The sequence below is a fragment of the Rhodococcus sp. LB1 genome, assembly GCF_001583455.1.
Lineage (GTDB): Bacteria > Actinomycetota > Actinomycetes > Mycobacteriales > Mycobacteriaceae > Rhodococcus_F > Rhodococcus_F opacus.
In genome coordinates this window covers 1-16,663 of record NZ_LTCZ01000368.1, presented here as the reverse complement: position 1 = coordinate 16,663, position 16,663 = coordinate 1, and the positions used below count along the sequence as shown (strand labels likewise).

Here is a 16,663-nt window from a genome sequence, read left to right as displayed (position 1 = left end):
ACATATGCCGACGAGGAGGGCCGATGCCCAAAGTTCTCGCTGCTCCCCCACCGCAAAGCACCCTGCAACCCATCTCGGGCAATGCCGGATTCCCCGTCATCGGACACTCACTGGACTACTTCCGCGACCCGATGGGACTACTGCAGAGTCGCTGGGATCGCTACGGCCCCGTGTCGTGGCTGAGCATGGCCGGCAAGCGGTGGGTCACCGTGCTCGGACCGGACGGCTGCCAGACGGTGCTGCAGAACAAGGACCGTGCCTTCGTCAACAGCGACGGCTGGAGCGTGCTGATCGGGCCGTTCTTCCACCGCGGGCTGATGCTCCTCGACGGCGACGAACACCTCGCCCACCGGCGAATCATGCAGCAGGCCTTCACCCGCGACCGGCTGTCGCGCTATACCGAGGCACTCCATCCGGCCGTCGAGAAGGGGCTCGACGGCTGGCAACCCACCCCGGGCTTCGCCGCGTACCCCGCGCTGAAGGAGCTGACACTCGATCTCGCCACGAGCATCTTCATGGGCGGTGCCGAGGGGTCGACGCCCCGGGAGATGGCCGAGATCAACACGGCCTTCATCGACAGCGTGCAGGCCGCCACGTCGGTGGTGCGGTACCCCCTGCCCGGAACACGATGGAAGCGCGGCATCGACGGGCGCGCACGACTCGAGGAGTTCTTCCGCCGCTACCTGCCCGCGCGTCGAGCGGGTGCCGGCGACGACCTGTTCTCCGCGCTGTGCCACATCGAATCCGAAGAGGGGCAACGGTTCAGCGACGACGACGTCGTCAACCACATGATCTTCCTGCTGATGGCGGCGCACGACACATCCACCATCACGCTGTCGACGATGATGCAGTACCTCGGCCAGCACCCCGACTGGCAGGAGCGGTGCAGGCGGCAGTCGGCGGCACTGGGCACGTCCACCCCGACCTACGGTCAACTCGACGAACTGACCGACCTCGACCTCGTCATGAAGGAATGCCTGCGCCTCGTTCCGCCGGTCCCGGTGGTCGCCCGCCGCGCGGTCGAGGACACCGAGGTGCTCGGCCACTACATCCCCCGGGGCACGTACATGTCGGTGGTCGTGCACTTCACCCATCACATGCCCGAGTACTGGCCCGATCCGGAGAGGTTCGACCCCGAACGGTTCACACCCGAACGCCGCGAGGACAAGGTTCACCGGTTCGCGTGGGAGCCGTTCGGCGGCGGCGTACACAAATGCCTGGGGATGCACTTCGCGGGCGCCGAAATCAAGACAGTCATGCACCACCTGCTGCGGCGATTCGACTGGCAGGTGAGCCCCGGCTACGTCGCCCCGCTCAATTACACCTCGCTGCCGTTTCCCTCCGACGGCCAGCCCGTGGACCTGCATCACCGCGTCGGCGGAGCCGACACCCCATAAGTGCAGCCGGAGCCGACAACCCATAGTGCACTCCGAGCCGATCCACCATAGTGGAGGTCATGACCGTTACGGCGCCCCCGCTCGACGTGTATTCGCAGCCCACGCTGTCCGCCCTGATGCCGTCCGTCCTCGCCGCACTGGGCGTTGCCGGCGAACCCAACCGGCTGCACCTGCCGGACAGCAGGCACACCGTGGTGTTCTTGATCGACGGCCTCGGCTGGACGTCGCTGCGTCGCCACCGCGACCACGCCCCGTTCCTCGACAGCCTGACCGGACGGCCGATCCGGGCGGGCTTCCCCACCACGACCGCCACCAGCATCGCGTCGTTCGGTACGGGGTTGCCGTCCGGCGGTCACGGCATCACCGGCTACCAGTCATACGTTCGTGAGGTTCGCGGCACTCTCAACTGGTTGTCGTGGCGCGCGGGCCACAAGGGCGACGAACTCACCCGCCTGGTGCCCGAGGTCGTCCAGCCCGCGCCCACCGTGTTCGAACGCGCCGCGGCAGCCGGCATCACGTGCACGACCGTGGTTCCCGCGAAATTCGACGGGTCCGGGCTCACCCGCGCCGTCCTCCGCGGCGGCACGTTCACAGGAATACACGCGTACGGCGACCTGATCGCGCACGTGGTCACCGCGGCCCGGGGAGGCGAACGGACCCTCACCTACTGCTACCTCAGCGAAATCGACACGCTCGGGCACATTTACGGACCGGGATCCGAATCCTGGCTGCACCAGGTCGCCCTCGTCGACCGGCTCGTCGAGAAGCTCGCCGCGGGACTCGCGGCGGCACAACCCGACACCACGCTGTACGTCACCGCCGACCACGGCATGGTCACCGTCGACGACGCCGACAAGATCGACTTCGATGCCACTCCCGCCCTGTCGGACGACGTGGTGGCGCTCGCCGGCGAACCCCGGTGCCGGCACGTCCACACCCGAGCCGGAGCCGGGCACGACGTCGCCGCCCGGTGGAGGAGCGAACTGGGACACCGCATGTGGATCGGCACGAGGGACGAGGCCGTCACCGCGGGACTGTTCGGGCCGGCCGTGCGATCCGAAGTCCAGGGCCGCATCGGCGACGTCGTCGCCATCGCACAGGGCGGCGTCGCGGTGGTCCGGCGCAAGGCGGAGTCGAGGCTGTCCGCCCTCCCCGGGCAACACGGCGCCCTCACCGACGACGAGTTGCTGATTCCCCTGCTGCACAACGCGACCACGTAAACCCGGGCCGATCACCGGCCCGCGGGGCCACTCCTGATAGAAATGACGAACAGCGTTGATTTCAGGAGAGATTCATGCCCCGCTCTGCGGTACCGAACACCGGCTCCATCATCACGACCATCCGCACCAAGTGGCCCTGGATCCTCGCCGGGCTGCTCGTCGTCGTGCTCGTCACGATGCTCACCCCGGACCCCGACGACACCCTCGCCGCCGGAACCGGACCGGTCGCACCCTCGGAAGTCACTGACGCACAACAGATACAGACGGCTTTCGCCCAGCTGTCCACCCTCGAGGTGAAGGGCCGGGCACCCAAGACGGGATACGACCGGGAACTGTTCGGCGCCAGCTGGACCGACAACGTGTCGGTCGACCTCGGGCGCAACGGCTGCGACACCCGCAACGACATCCTGCGGCGCGACCTCGTCGACATCACCTCACGGGACCGCACCCGCAACTGCGTGGTGCAGTCGGGCACGTTGCGGGATCTCTACACGGGCACCATCATTGCGTTCACCCGGGGCACGAAGACGTCGGACGCCGTGCAGATCGATCACGTGGTGGCCCTGTCGGACGCGTGGCAGAAGGGAGCTCAGCTCCTCGACACGCAGACGCGGGCGGACCTCGCGAACGATCCCCGCAACCTGCAGGCGGTGGACGGGCCGACCAATCAGCGCAAGAGCGATGCCGACGCGTCGACGTGGCTGCCCCCGCTGGCGGCGTACCGCTGCACCTACGTGGCGCGTCAGGTGGAAGTGAAAGTGGCGTACCGTCTCTGGGTGACGCCACCCGAGCGCGATGCGATGGCCGCCGTACTCACCGGCTGCGGCGCCCGGTGATCACGCTCCGGGTGGGGTGAGCCGGTTCTCCGAGCCCGTGTCGACCGTCGGGGCCGTCGCGCCGGAATCCCAGTCGACGGAGTTGTTGGATCCGGTCAGTTCGAGGGAGTCGAGGGACACGGCGCGCACGAAGTTGTCGTTGCCACTCACCGTCATGGCACCGGAATCGTCCACGTTCACGGAGTTCCCGCTTCCGCTGATCGAGATCCGCTCCGCCTGTTTGCCGAGCACGTTCACGGCGTTGCCCTGCAGTTCGATCGACTCGACGACGTCGATGGTGGAACTGTTGCTGCGCCCCGAGATGGTGAGCGTTCCGGTCTGCCCGCCGACGACGTTGGTGTCCTGACCGCGCACGATGACCGCGTTCGACGTGGCGACGTTCGCCGAGACGCCGTTGGCCTCGATGGTGACGGTGCCGCACTCGCCGTCGAGGACGACCCCGGCACCGTCCTTGTTGACGATCACGTCGCGGCCCGCGCAGTCACCGCCCGAGTTCAGTTCCACCGCTGAGCCGGACACCGTCGAGGTGCTGCCGCCGCCGGTGCTCCCGCCGCCGCAGCCCGCGAGGAACACGACGCCGGACATCAGGACAGCGACGGCGACCGACTGCCGGGTGACGCTCATCGACCCCTGCTTTCCTGTCCCCTACGGGGCCGGGTCAGTCCTTCGCGAGTACCGGCATCGTCACGACCTGGGCCGCGTAGGACAAACCGGCACCGAAAGCGAGCAGCAGGGCGGTGTCGCCGGGCTTGGTGGCGCCGGACTGCAGCATCTCCTCCATGGCGAGCGGCACCGATGCCGCCGACGTGTTGCCGCTCTCGGCGATGTCGTCGGACACGGGCACGTTCTCGGGGAGTTTCATGCTGCGCGCGATCACCTCCGTGATCCGCGAGTTTGCCTGGTGCGGAACGAACGCGTCGAGATCGTCGACCGACATGCCGGCCTTCTCGACCGCCCGCAGTGCCACCTTGCCCATCTCGAAGGCGGCCCAGCGGAACACCGCGGTACCGGCCATCTTGATGTACGGGCGTGTGGCACCCGGCGTCGTGATGTATTCGTACCAATCGAGATCCTGCACGATGGCGTCGGCCTGGGCGCCGTCCGAACCCCACTCCACCGGTCCGATGCCCGCGACGTCGCTCTTGCCCACGACCACGGCGCCGGCGCCGTCACCGAAGATGAACCGCGTCGAGCGGTCGGTGGGGTCGGTGGTGATGCTCATCTTCTCGACACCCACGACGAGGGCGTAGTCGACGGATCCTCCGCGAACCAGATCCGACGCCACCGTCAGCGCGGTGCAGAAGCCCGCACAACCACCGCCGAGATCGAACGCTCCGGGCCCGTTGGTGCCCAGCGCGTCGGCCACCACCGCCGCGGCGGGCGGCGTCAGCAGGAGGTACGTCGACGTGGCGACGATGACGCAGCCGATCTGCTCGGGATCGATCCCGCTCGCTTCGATCGCCTTGCGCCCGGCGGCGATGGACATCGTGACGACGTTCTCGTCCTCCGCCGCGAACCGCCGGTTGCGGATCCCCGAGCGCGACTGGATCCACTCGTCGTTCGAGTCGATCAGTTCACAGATCTCGTCGTTGGTGACGACCCGTTCGGGCCGGTACACGCCGAGCCCGAGAAGGGCGGACTGCCGACCTCCAGCCACGGTGGCAATCTGCTTTCCCATCGATCGATCTCCTCATCAGGTCCCGCGTGGTTACGCGCAGTGTGGACTTGTCGCCAGCACACGTTACGTCGGCGACCGCCCAGCGGGTAGCACCGGTTCCTGTTACTCGTCGGTAATATCGGTTCGGTGGTGGTGCCGATGAAACGAACAGGGCGGTCAAACCGACACTGTCGTAAGAACAGACTTGTTAGACTTCTGGCGATTTCCAGCAGTTGATCACCGGTAGGGGGAGTGGTCTCTTCGGGCCACGCAGTGCCGCCTGCTGCTAGAGATGGAGTGTCCTTCGTGAAGCGAACCAGAGCTCTTGCAGCAGCGTCACTCGTCGGCGCGGCCGTGACGTTGATCGCATTCGCCGGCCCGGCCGCCGCGAATCCCAACGCCATCAATCCGATCCCCGGACTCAACGGCACCAACGGGATTCCACACCTCACCGGCCGTACCCAGGCGGTCGCACAGCAGACCGGCATGCTCAGTCCGAACCGAACCCAGGACGCCAACGTCCTCGGCACCGACCTCGGGATCATGTGGGACAACGGCCAGGGCCAGGTCCTCACGGCGTTCGGCGACTCCGCCGGGCTCGGACTGCCCAACCTGCTGTCGGGCAGCCTGTGGGCCTGGCGCAGCAGCACGCTGTTCCGCAGCTCGGACGGCATCCTCTCCGACGGGATGAACTTCGACAGCTCACCGCGCGACATCTTCGGCCAGTCCAAGGAGCTCGTCCCGAGCCCGAAGATCCCGTTCGTCGAGATCAGCCGAATCCCCACCGCCGGCGTCGCCGTCGGCAACACCCAGGTTCTGAGCATGATGTCGGTGAAGAACTGGGGACCGGCGGGAACGTGGGACACCAACTACTCCGGTCTCGTCTACTCACAGGACAACGGCGAGAACTGGACCGTCGCCCCCGAGACCCAGCGCCCGAACGTCGGCGGCAACGCCAACTTCCAGATGAGCGCGTTCGTCAAGGCCGACGGCTTCGTCTACCAATACGGCACGCCTGCCGGTCGCGGCGGACTCGTCCACATCGCGCGGGTCCCGGAACCCCAGATCATGGACCTCGGCGCGTACGAGTACTTCGACGGCGCCAAGTGGATCAAGGGCAACCCCGACGTCGCCAAGCCGATCATGCCGGGCGGAGTCGGCGAATTGTCCGTCGCGTACAACGAGTACCTCGGCCAATACCTCATGCTGACCACCGACCAGTACAACTCCGTCGTCATGCGCCGCTCACCGTCGGTCACCGGACCGTGGGGCCCACCGGAGGTACTCGTCGACACCCGGGAGCTGCCCACCGCGTACGGCGCCTACATCCACCCGTGGTCGTCCGGGCGCGACCTCTACTTCCTCACGACGGTGCACAACAACTACAACGTGCTCCTCATGCGGACCACACTCACTCCGTAGCCCGCGTACTAGCGTCGGGGCATGGATGCAGCTGCCTGGGACGAACGGTATTCACAGAGCGAACTGGTGTGGGGCGCGCCACCCAACGCCGTCGTGGTCGAGCGGGTCACTTCGCTCACCCGCGGCCGCGCACTCGACCTCGCGTGCGGGGAGGGCCGCAACGCGCACTGGCTCGCCACCCGCGGCTGGGAGGTGACGGGGCTCGACTACTCGGCCGTGGCCCTCGACAAGGCTCGCCGGGTGGCCGCCGAAGCACCCCGCTCCGTCCGGGAACGGCTCGACTATCGCGTCGCCGACGTCACCGATTCGGACCTCGGCGGCGGGTACGACCTCGTGCTCATGATCTACCTCCATCTCGCCCCCGAGGAGCGTCTACAGGTTGTGAACCGCGCCATATCTGCGCTGAAACCTGATGGAATCCTCATGATTTTGGGGCATGACGCCGTTAACTTGTCGCAGGGAGTCGGGGGTCCCCAGGACCCCGAAATCCTGTACACACCAGACGATTTGGTGAACTCGTTCGACGGGCGGCTGGTCGTCGACGTTGCCGAACGGCGCTTCCGCGAGACGGACGCCGGAACGTCGATCGACGCGCTCGTCGTCGCGCACCGCCCGAGTCTTGGCAGTCAGGTAAATGGGGCGTAATATCGCTGATGTTACCGACGAGTAATAACTTGGGCGGTACTAACGGATAGACCGCACCATCTCACTGGGAGAGACAGAAGACATGGGCCATTACAAGAGCAACGTCCGCGACCTGGAGTTCAACCTCTTCGAGGTACTCGGTCTCGAGCAGCCGCTGAGTGAAGGCGTGTGGGGCGATCTCGACGCCGACACCGTCCGCAACATGCTCAGCGAAGTTGCCCGCCTCGCCGAGGGACCGCTGGGCGAGTCCTTCGCCGACGCCGACCGCAACCCTCCGGTCTTCGACCCCGAGAACCACACCGTCACCCTGCCGGAATCCTTCAAGAAGTCGTTCCGCGCGCTGTGGGACGCCGAGTGGTACCGCATGGGACTCTCCGAGGAGATCGGCGGCGTTCCCGTCCCCCGGTCCGTCGTGTGGGCCATCGGTGAGCTGATCCTCGGCGCCCAGCCGGCCGCACACATGTACCAGGCCGGACCCGCGTTCGCGGACGTGCTGTTCCACAACGGCACCGAAGAGCAGAAGAAGTGGGCCGCCACCTGCGTCGAGCGCGGTTGGGGTGCCACCATGGTCCTCACCGAACCCGACGCCGGCTCCGATGTCGGCGCAGGCCGCACCAAGGCCATCAAGCAGGACGACGGCTCCTGGCACATCGAGGGCGTCAAGCGGTTCATCACGTCCGCCGACTCCGACGACCTGTTCGAGAACATCTTCCACCTGGTCCTGGCCCGCCCCGAGGGCGCAGGCCCCGGCACCAAGGGACTGTCGCTGTTCTTCGTCCCGAAGACGCACTTCAACTTCGAGACCAACGAATTGGGCGAGCGCAACGGCGTATTCGTCACCAACGTCGAGCACAAGATGGGCCTGAAGGTCTCCGCCACGTGTGAGGTCACCTTCGGCGGCCACGGCATTCCCGCCCAGGGCTGGCTCGTCGGCGAGGTCCACAACGGCATCGCGCAGATGTTCGACGTCATCGAGCACGCCCGGATGATGGTCGGCACCAAGGCCATCGCCACCCTCTCCACCGGCTACCTCAACGCCCTCGACTACGCGAAGGAACGCGTCCAGGGCGCAGACCTCACCCAGATGACGGACAAGGCCGCGCCGCGCGTCACCATCACGCACCACCCCGACGTCCGTCGCGCCCTCGCCATGCAGAAGGCGTACGCGGAGGGCCTGCGCGCCGTGTACCTGTACACCGCGGCGCATCAGGACGAGGCCACCGCCAAGCTGGTGTCCGGTGCCGACAAGGACCTCGCGTTCCGCGTCAACGACCTGCTGCTCCCCATCGTCAAGGGCGTCGGCTCCGAGCGGGCATACCAGTACCTGACGGACAGCCTGCAGACCTTCGGTGGCTCCGGCTTCCTGCAGGACTACCCGATCGAGCAGTACATCCGCGACGCCAAGATCGACTCGCTGTACGAGGGCACCACCGCCATCCAGGCGCAGGACTTCTTCTTCCGCAAGATCGCCCGAGACCGTGGTGTGGCACTCGCCCACGTCGCAGGCGAGGTCAAGAAGTTCATCGACAGCGAGGCAGGCAACGGTCGCCTCAAGGCCGAGCGCGCCCTGCTCGCCACCGCCCTCGAGGACGTCCAGACCATGGCCGCCACCCTCACCGGGTACCTCATGGGTGCACAGGAGCAGCCGTCCGAGCTGTACAAGGTCGGCCTCGGCTCGGTCCGCTTCCTGATGTCCGTCGGCGACCTGCTCATCGGCTGGCAGCTCCTGCGCCAGTCCGAGATCGCGATCAAGGCCCTCGACGAGGGTGCCTCCGACAAGGACAAGGCGTTCTACGAGGGCAAGGTCGCCATCGCGTCCTTCTTCGCGAAGAACGTCCTGCCGGAACTGACCGCCACCCGCAGCATCGTCGCCAACATCGACAACGACATCATGGAGCTCGACGAAGCAGCGTTCTGATCGGCTTCACACGGCCCGGCGGCCGGGGTACTTCCCCGGCCGCCGGGCCTTTTCGTGTCCCGACCGGCCGACCTCCGGCACTCTTTCTCCGTCGACGCACACCTTTTCGGGCCCGGCAAGCAGTGCGCGAGCCGAGAAGGAGTGCGGGAGTTGTCCACAAGCTTCAGTTCATCCACAGCAGGGTCCTTCGGACCGGATTCTTCCGGTGGCCCCGGCGAGAATCGTTCCCATGGAACATGCCCCGGGGGCGATGCTGCGACGCCAGGAGGCGTTGAGCCGCGGCTACAGCGACGACGAGATCCGACGCCTGTACACACGCGGCGAGTGGCAACGCATCGGGCGCGGCGCGTACCTCTCCGCGTCGATGTACACGGCCCTGAGCGAGGAGGAACGCCATCGCTTCCTGATCGACTCGACAGTTCACGCCGTGTCGGACGACGCGGTGCTCAGTCACCAATCCGCGGCCGTCGTGTACGGACTGCCGCTGTGGAAGACGCCCCTCGACCGCGTGCACCTCACCAGAAATCGACGCGGAGGTGGCCGGATCACGCGGCGGACCACGGTGCACTGCGCCCCGATCGGAGAGCACATGGCAGTAGTGGACGGCCAAGCGCTGACTCTCCCGGCGCGGACGGTGATCGACCTCGCGAGAACGCTGCCGTTCGAGCAGGCCGTCGTGGTGGGTGACGCGGCCGTCCGCAGATTCGGGGTCGGCCGTGAGGACCTGGAGGCCGAACTCGCCCGCGCTGCGCGTCGTCACGGCGTCGATGCGGCGCGGAGGGTCGTCCGGTTCCTGAGCGGGCACAGCGAAAGTGTCGGTGAATCGCGAAGCCGGGTGATGTTGTCGCGTGCCGGGCTGCCCGCCCCGTCCCAGCAAGGCGAGGTGTTCGAACCCGGCGGGCGCCGAATCGGGCGGGTCGACTTCCACTTCGACGGCATCGTGCTCGGGGAGTTCGACGGACGCGTCAAGTACGGCCGGCTGCTGAAACCCGGGCAATCCCCCGGCGACGCGGTCTTCGCCGAGAAGCAACGCGAGGACGCGCTGCGAGACCTCGGCTTCCAGGTGGTGCGGTGGACGTGGGACGACCTGGAGGCACCTGGGCAGGTGGCGGAGCGTGTCCGCCGCGCGATCGCGCGTGCCGCGATGCCACGAGGCTGGGTCACGCAGGCCCCGCTCCCGTCCGCCCAGCGGCTTACGGTGCGGTCGCTGTAGCCGCACCCTTTCTCGGTTCGCACTCTCCTGAGAAGTAGTGCGTCTACTCGCCGTCGTTCGGCTTCGGCTTCGGGGTGGTGGTTTTCGGGCTTTCCGCCGGGGCGGACGGCGCCGGCGAGGCGGCGGGAGTGCGCTCGTCGGGTTTGGGTGCGGCGGCGGGTGCCTCGCACTTGACGATCGGGACGGGGTCGTACCGGACGGTCCTGGTGTCCCGGGAGATTTCCTGGCCGGTGGCGTGGTCGGAGATCACCCGGGTGTCGCTGGCCGTGAATCCCGGTGCGCCGCTGGAGGCGATGCAGTGATCGCCGGCGGGCAGGGTGACCGTGTCGGGCTCCGTCGGCTTGGTCCGGTTGCCGGTGATCGACTCGACGTCGACCGACTTGGTTCCCCAGAACCGGATGGTCAGATCCGAGGCGCCGCCGATGGCCTGGATCATCACACCCGTCTTGCCGGTGTTCCGGAACTGCAGGTCGATGGCGCCTTCGAAGACGGTGGCCTCGCGCGCCTCGGGGTATCGCGAGATGTAGTACGAGTGCTCGGTGTGCGCGACGTCCTCCATGCCGGCGAAATATGCGGCGTTGTAGAGCGTCGTCGCCACCTGGCTCACACCGCCCCCGACGGCGGTGTCCGGGCGACCGTTGTTGATGATGCCCGACTCCACATAGCCCTGAGCCGTGCCGCGCGGGCCGGTGTACCCGTTCAGGGAGAACGTGTCGCCCGGCTTGATCAGCGCCCCGTTGATCTCGCTGGCAGCGAGCCGGATGTTGGTACCCGACGCCGCAGAGAAGCCGCCGGTCGTGAACTCGCCGATCACTTCCTTCACGCCGAGCGCCTGCGCGGCCTCCGTGGTGAGGGCGGGCGGGACGGGCCCGTACACCGCGGCGATGGTGTGAGAACCGTTGCCGCGCAACAATTCGGGCAGCGTCTCCAGCGTCTTGGGCCACTGCACCAGGTCGCCGACGACCGCGGGGACTACGGTGGGTGATCCGCCGTCGAGGGTGATCGTCGCGTCCTTCGGTGCGATCTCCGTCGAGACCAGCTGCGGCGCCAGGATGCCGGTGGCAGCCTCGATGTTGTAGGTGGGCTTCAGCCCGCCGTTGCCGTCCGGCTCGAAGCCGACGATGGCACCGATCTGCTGACGCGCCGCGGTCGCGACCTTGCCGTCGCGTCCGGTCACCACCAGATCGGCGGAGGCAGCGGGCGCCGCCACTTCGTCGAGCGCCCTCTGGACGCCTTCCTTCGTCACCGTCACGGGCACGACGTCGACGGGCAGGTCCACCGTCCGGCCGAACGCCCATTGCTCGGTCAACGCCGCCTCGGCGCCTTCCCCGTTCAGGTTCTGCCCGGTCGACGGGTCCACCGGCACCGGGGTCGGACCCTCGAACACGACGGTCCCCTCGCGGGAGGCGCGATCGGTCTCACTGCGGAGGCCGTCGACGGCGGAGGCCAGCGCGGCCTCGTCGCGGGTCGACACCACACCGATCTCGTCGGTGGTGAAGAACGACGTGAGCCTCGTGAACGGGTTGAGCGGCTGCGAATCAGCCCGGTCGAGGGTGGCATCCCAGTCGACACCGAGCCCGGCGGCGGACGGAACGAGTTGCGTCGACACGTCGCCGGCCGTCACCGTCAGCGGCTGGTCGGCGCGCGGGCCGACCTGCGCCTGCAGAGTGGCCTCGGCCTCCTCGCGGGACGAACCGCCCACGTCGACGCCTGCCACCGTCACCCCGCGCGGGACGTTCCCGGAGGACACCGCGAGGTCCGCGGCGTACGCGATGCCGATCAGGGCGATCACACCACCGGTGACTGCTGCGATCTTCACCCAGGGAGCACGGGCCGGGGTGGTCGGTTCTGCGGAGGGCTCGGCGGGCGCGGAAGGTTCCGGTGCCGGCTGCGGCGGGATCTGCGCCGCGGCGGCCGGCGTCACCACGGTCGGCTCGTCGGCCGGTGTGGTATACGCCGGCGTGGGCCCGGGAACGGGACCCGGCGGAATCGCGGGGATTACCTGTGTGACGTCCTCGTTCGCCGGCGGCTCCACCCACAACGGCGCGTCGGGAGCCGGCTCCTCGGAGCGTTCCCCCAGGTCACCGAGGTTCAGCTGCGTCGTCGGGGCGTCGTCGGCACTCGGCTGTTCCGCCGAATCCTCGGGAGCCGGAGCGTCGTCGGGAGCCGGAGCGGATTCCGGTTCCGGGACCTCGTCCGGTTCCGGAGCGGGCGGGTCGGCCACATTCTCGGGTTCGACACTCTCGGGCGTCGCGGAAGGGTCCGGCGTCGACCGTTCGGGTGCCTTGCTCCCCTTGTCGCCGTCTTCGTCGTTCACCGTGGCCCTCTCACCGAGTTGTCCTTCGTGCGGGCCTCAGCTTGCCGTCGGTGCTCGTTGCATTTCAAGCGCGATCCGATCCGAGCGAGGCCCGGTCGAGACCCCCACGTCAGCGTACCGGCCGCCGGAAATGCAAGAGCCCCGCGCTGCTGCCAGGTCGGGGGTCAGGCAGCAACACGGGGCTGACAGGGATATCGCCAGCTAATCTCCAGCGTTACACCTGTCGGAAAAGATTTCGGGGATCCGGCCACCCCTCGTTGCCGGATCCCCGCTCGCACTGCGCGCACGCTGGTCTTTCCGGTCTCCCAGCTACCGGAAAGGCCAGTCGGATCACGCCTCTATGATTGCCGTCACACCCTGGCCGCCGGCGGCGCAAATCGAGATCAGGCCGCGGCCCGAGCCCTTCTCCGCCAGCATCTTGGCGAGCGAGGCGACGATGCGGCCGCCGGTCGCGGCGAACGGGTGCCCCGCCGCCAGGGAGGACCCGTTGACGTTCAGCTTGCTGCGGTCGATGGACCCCAGTGCGCCGTCGAGGCCCAGGCGTTCCTTGCAGTACTCGTCCGATTCGAACGCCTGCAGCGTCGCCAGCACGACGGACGCGAACGCCTCGTGGATCTCGTAGTAGTCGAAATCCTGCAGGGTGAGGCCGTTGCGGGCCAGCAGGCGCGGGATGGCGTACGTCGGCGCCATCAGGAGCCCGTCCTTGCCGTGGATGTAGTCGACGGCCGCGGTCTCGGAGTCGACGAGATGCGCGAGCACCGGAAGCTTGCGCTCGGCGGCCCATTCGTCCGTGGACAGCAGGACTGCGGACGCGCCGTCGGTGAGCGGGGTGGAGTTACCCGCCGTCATCGTGGCGTCGCCCGCCTTCACCCCGAAGACCGGCTTCAGCTTGGCCAGCTTCTCGGCGCTGGAGTCGGGCCGCAGGTTGTCGTCGCGGGTGAGCCCGAGGAACGGCGTCACCAGGTCGTCGAAGAATCCGCGGTCGTAGGCGGCGGCCATGTTCTGGTGGCTGGCGGCGGCGAGTTCGTCCTGGTCCTCGCGGCGGACGCCGAATTCCTTCGCCGTGATCGCGGCGTGCTCGCCCATGGACAGCCCGGTGCGGGGCTCGCCGTTGCGGGGGATCTCGATGCCGAGCATGGACGGCCGGACGTTGCCGAGGAGCTTGATGCGGTCGCCGGTGCTCTTCGCGCGATTCAGGGACAGCAGGAACTCGCGGAGTTCGTCGTTGACGCCGATCGGCGCGTCCGACGTGGTGTCGACGCCGCCACCGACACCCGCATCGATGCGTCCGGCCGCGATCGCGTCACCGACGGCGACGATCGACTGCAGTCCGGTGCCGCAGGCCTGCTGCAGGTCGAAGGCCGGCGTGTACGGGCTGAGAGCGCTGCCGAGGACGCATTCGCGCATCAGGTTGAAGTCGCGGCTGTGCTTGAGCACGGCGCCGCCTGCGACGAGGCCCAGCTTCTCGCCCTGGAGGTTGAAGCGGCTCACCAGTCCGTCGAGGGTGGCGGTGAACATGTCCTGGTTGGACGCCTGCGCGTACTTCCGGTCGGAGCGGGCGAACGGAATGCGGTTTCCGCCGACGATCGCGACGGGACGCTGCTGCTTTCCGCCTGGCTTCGGCGCCGCTGCGGAGTTCGAATTGGTGCGAGCTTTGCTGGTCACTGACGTCTCCAAGGATCTGGTGCGATTACCTGTTGGCTACTATTCTTACTCAGGAGTAAGTTACTTGTCGACACCGCACTTCACTCGGTGCTCGGTGACTGACCGCCAAACGACGACAGAAGGTAGGACCGTGGCAGCCAGCAAGGGAGCTCCCGACCTCTATTCCCAGTTCCTCTCATCCGCACCCGGCGCGTTCATCGCCGCGAAAGCAGGACTGCCGCGACCCGAGAACCTGCGCCGATACAAGCACGGCGAACCGCCGCTCGCCGGTCCGGTCCTGATCGGCGGCAAGGGCCGCCTCGTCGAACCGCTGCGCGAACTGCTGTCCGACTACCCCGCCGCGGGAACGGGCGACGACACGTACGGCGCTCTGGTGTTCGACGCCACAGGCATCGGTTCGGTCACCGAACTCGAGCAGCTGTTCGAGTTCTTCCAGCCGGTCGTCCGCAACCTCGCGCCGTCCGCGCGCGTCGTCGTCATCGGCACCACCCCCGAGGAGACGTCCGGCGTCGACGAGCACATCGCCCAGCGCGCGCTCGAAGGCTTCACCCGCAGCGTCGGCAAGGAGGTCAAGCGCGGCGCCACGGCTCAGCTCGTCTACGTCTCACCGAAGGCGTCCGCAGGACTGTCGGGTCTCGAATCCACGCTGCGCTTCCTGCTGTCGGCCAAGTCCGCGTTCGTCAGCGGCCAGGTCATCCGGGTCGGCGCCGAGGATTCCGTCGCACCCGCCGACTGGGACAAGCCGCTCGACGGGAAGGTCGCCATCGTCACCGGTGCGGCCCGCGGCATCGGCGCGACCATCGCCGAGGTCCTCTCCCGCGACGGCGCCCACGTCATCTGCGCCGACATCCCGGCCGCCGGTGAGGCACTGTCGGAGACAGCCAACAAGGTCGGCGGCACCTCCCTCGCGCTGGACGTGACCGCGGACGACGCGGCCGACAAGCTCGCCGAGTTCGTCCTCGAACGGCACGGCGGCGCGGACATCATCGTCCACAACGCCGGCATCACCCGCGACAAGACCCTCGCCAACATGGACGAGGGCCGCTGGAACATGGTGATCGGCGTCAACCTTCTTGCGCCGCAGCGCATCACCGATGCCCTCGTCGCCAAGGGCGCACTGAAGGAAGGCGGCCGCGTCATCGACGTCTCCTCCATCGCCGGTATCGCGGGCAACCGGGGCCAGACCAACTACGGCACCTCCAAGGCCGGTGTCATCGGACTCGTGCAGGCCTCGGCGCCGGTGCTCGCGACGAAGAAGATCACGATCAACGCCGTCGCACCGGGCTTCATCGAGACGGCGATGACCGCGGCGATCCCGTTCGCCACCCGCGAGGCCGGACGTCGCATGAGCTCCCTGCTGCAGGGCGGCGAGACCGTCGACGTCGCCGAGACCGTCGCCTACTTCGCGAGCCCCGCGTCCAACGCCGTCACCGGACAGATCGTCCGTGTCTGCGGCCAGAGCCTGCTGGGCGCCTGATGTCCGGCAAGGTCGTGCAACTCACGGAGAAGCCGGGCACGCTCGACATCTACACCCGGGCCGTGCGCAGCGCGCTGCCGGTCATCGGCGCGAGCGGGCACAGCGCCCCGGACACGACGCTGGTCCTGAACGGGGTGCGCGTGGACCTCGACAACCTGGCGGCGTACGACCGGGTGACCGGGCTGCGTTTCGGCGACCACCTGCCGCTCACGTACCCGTTCACGCTGGTGTTCCCGGTCGTGATGAAGCTGATGGTGTCCGAAGGCTTCCCCTTCCCCGCCATCGGTTCCGTGCACGCGGAGAACGTCATCGAACAGTTCCGTCCCATCTCGGTGATCGAGCCCCTGGACGTGTCGGTGCACGCGGAGAATCTGCGTGAGCACCGCAAGGGACTCCTGATCGACGTGATCAGCGAGATCCGGGTCGGACGCGAACTGGTGTGGAAGCAGACGTCGACGTTCCTGCGTCAGCAGAAGACGTCGCTGTCCGGTCAGCCCGGTCCCGAGCCGAAGGCCGAGGAGGAGCCGCCGCGTCCGCTGCGGACGCTGCGGGTCGATCAGAAGACGATCGGCAAGTATGCCGCGGTGTCCGGCGACCGGAACCCGATTCACGTGTCGACGTTGGGCGCCAAGGCTTTCGGATTCCCGAAGAGCATCGCGCACGGCATGTGGAGTGCTGCCGCCGTCCTCGGGTCGGTGGAGGGCCGGATCCCGGACGCCGTCACGTACAGCGTGCGCTTCGGCAAGCCGATCCTGCTGCCGTCGACGCTGAACGTGTACGCCGATCAGACCGGCGACGGCTGGGATCTGTCGATCAAGCACCCGAAGAAGGGGTACCCGCACCTCACCGCGACGCTGCGGTAGCTGCTGCCCGGGCGAATGTACCTTTCGACGCCG

General features: G+C 67.8%; 13 protein-coding genes. 9 read left to right on the top strand and 4 right to left on the bottom strand.

The features are described 5' to 3' along the window. Positions 1-23 precede the first annotated feature (23 nt). The 3 genes from AZG88_RS35690 (at position 24) to AZG88_RS35680 (ending at position 3,453) form a co-directional block, all read left to right on the top strand. The gene (locus tag AZG88_RS35690; RefSeq protein WP_061700447.1) at positions 24-1,397 is read left to right on the top strand and encodes a cytochrome P450; all 1,374 of its coding nucleotides are present in this window, start codon (positions 24-26) and stop codon (positions 1,395-1,397) included. 59 nt (positions 1,398-1,456) lie between these two features. Continuing rightward, positions 1,457-2,617: an alkaline phosphatase family protein gene (locus AZG88_RS35685; RefSeq protein WP_005258515.1), complete on the top strand. Its 1,161-nt coding sequence runs from the start codon at positions 1,457-1,459 to the stop codon at positions 2,615-2,617. A 74-nt stretch (positions 2,618-2,691) separates the two neighbouring features. Continuing rightward, positions 2,692-3,453: an HNH endonuclease family protein gene (locus AZG88_RS35680; RefSeq protein ID WP_061042453.1), complete on the top strand. Its 762-nt coding sequence runs from the start codon at positions 2,692-2,694 to the stop codon at positions 3,451-3,453. Here the strand turns inward: AZG88_RS35680 and AZG88_RS35675 are convergent, their stop codons facing one another. Further along, positions 3,454-4,077 (bottom strand): DUF3060 domain-containing protein, encoded by a 624-nt coding sequence (locus tag AZG88_RS35675; protein WP_005243690.1) that lies wholly within the window; start codon positions 4,075-4,077, stop codon positions 3,454-3,456. A 34-nt stretch (positions 4,078-4,111) separates the two neighbouring features. Next, positions 4,112-5,131, bottom strand: a complete 1,020-nt coding sequence (locus AZG88_RS35670; protein ID WP_005243692.1) for a beta-ketoacyl-ACP synthase III — start codon at positions 5,129-5,131, stop codon at positions 4,112-4,114. 285 nt (positions 5,132-5,416) lie between these two features. On the opposite strand from AZG88_RS35670, the gene AZG88_RS35665 reads away from it, so the two are divergent. The 4 genes from AZG88_RS35665 (at position 5,417) to AZG88_RS35650 (ending at position 10,308) form a co-directional block, all read left to right on the top strand. Beyond that, positions 5,417-6,532: a DUF4185 domain-containing protein gene (locus AZG88_RS35665; RefSeq protein ID WP_025431974.1), complete on the top strand. Its 1,116-nt coding sequence runs from the start codon at positions 5,417-5,419 to the stop codon at positions 6,530-6,532. A gap of 21 nt (positions 6,533-6,553) precedes the next feature. Beyond that, a complete protein-coding gene (locus AZG88_RS35660) occupies positions 6,554-7,177 on the top strand; it encodes a class I SAM-dependent methyltransferase (RefSeq protein ID WP_061700446.1) in 624 nt (207 codons plus the stop codon). An 82-nt stretch (positions 7,178-7,259) separates the two neighbouring features. After that, the gene (locus AZG88_RS35655) at positions 7,260-9,095 is read left to right on the top strand and encodes an acyl-CoA dehydrogenase (protein ID WP_005243698.1); all 1,836 of its coding nucleotides are present in this window, start codon (positions 7,260-7,262) and stop codon (positions 9,093-9,095) included. 229 nt (positions 9,096-9,324) lie between these two features. Then, a complete protein-coding gene (locus AZG88_RS35650; RefSeq protein WP_061700445.1) occupies positions 9,325-10,308 on the top strand; it encodes a hypothetical protein in 984 nt (327 codons plus the stop codon). 43 nt (positions 10,309-10,351) lie between these two features. Here AZG88_RS35650 and AZG88_RS35645 read toward each other — a convergent pair whose 3' ends face one another. Both AZG88_RS35645 and AZG88_RS35640 read right to left on the bottom strand, forming a co-directional pair. Continuing rightward, complete coding sequence (locus AZG88_RS35645; protein WP_061700444.1) at positions 10,352-12,625, bottom strand: VanW family protein; 2,274 nt, start codon at positions 12,623-12,625, stop codon at positions 10,352-10,354. 330 nt (positions 12,626-12,955) lie between these two features. After that, positions 12,956-14,290 (bottom strand): acetyl-CoA C-acetyltransferase, encoded by a 1,335-nt coding sequence (locus tag AZG88_RS35640; protein WP_061700443.1) that lies wholly within the window; start codon positions 14,288-14,290, stop codon positions 12,956-12,958. A 130-nt stretch (positions 14,291-14,420) separates the two neighbouring features. Between AZG88_RS35640 and AZG88_RS35635 the strand changes: the two genes are divergently transcribed. Together AZG88_RS35635 and AZG88_RS35630 are read left to right on the top strand one after the other, a co-directional pair. Next, positions 14,421-15,767: a 3-oxoacyl-ACP reductase gene (locus AZG88_RS35635; protein WP_005243705.1), complete on the top strand. Its 1,347-nt coding sequence runs from the start codon at positions 14,421-14,423 to the stop codon at positions 15,765-15,767. Then, positions 15,767-16,630: a MaoC/PaaZ C-terminal domain-containing protein gene (locus AZG88_RS35630; RefSeq protein ID WP_005243707.1), complete on the top strand. Its 864-nt coding sequence runs from the start codon at positions 15,767-15,769 to the stop codon at positions 16,628-16,630. Before AZG88_RS35635 ends, AZG88_RS35630 begins: the two co-directional genes overlap by 1 nt. Positions 16,631-16,663: the final 33 nt, after the last annotated feature.

Excerpts from the sequence above, each read along its gene's own strand:
- AZG88_RS35690 (WP_061700447.1), top strand. The coding sequence starts at position 24 with ATGCCCAAAGTTCTCGCTGCTCCCCCACCGCAAAGCACCCTGCAACCC.
- AZG88_RS35685 (WP_005258515.1), top strand. The coding sequence starts at position 1,457 with ATGACCGTTACGGCGCCCCCGCTCGACGTGTATTCGCAGCCCACGCTG.
- AZG88_RS35680 (WP_061042453.1), top strand. The coding sequence starts at position 2,692 with ATGCCCCGCTCTGCGGTACCGAACACCGGCTCCATCATCACGACCATC.
- AZG88_RS35675 (WP_005243690.1), bottom strand. The coding sequence starts at position 4,077 with ATGAGCGTCACCCGGCAGTCGGTCGCCGTCGCTGTCCTGATGTCCGGC.
- AZG88_RS35670 (WP_005243692.1), bottom strand. The coding sequence starts at position 5,131 with ATGGGAAAGCAGATTGCCACCGTGGCTGGAGGTCGGCAGTCCGCCCTT.
- AZG88_RS35660 (WP_061700446.1), top strand. The coding sequence starts at position 6,554 with ATGGATGCAGCTGCCTGGGACGAACGGTATTCACAGAGCGAACTGGTG.
- AZG88_RS35655 (WP_005243698.1), top strand. The coding sequence starts at position 7,260 with ATGGGCCATTACAAGAGCAACGTCCGCGACCTGGAGTTCAACCTCTTC.
- AZG88_RS35650 (WP_061700445.1), top strand. The coding sequence starts at position 9,325 with ATGGAACATGCCCCGGGGGCGATGCTGCGACGCCAGGAGGCGTTGAGC.
- AZG88_RS35630 (WP_005243707.1), top strand. The coding sequence starts at position 15,767 with ATGTCCGGCAAGGTCGTGCAACTCACGGAGAAGCCGGGCACGCTCGAC.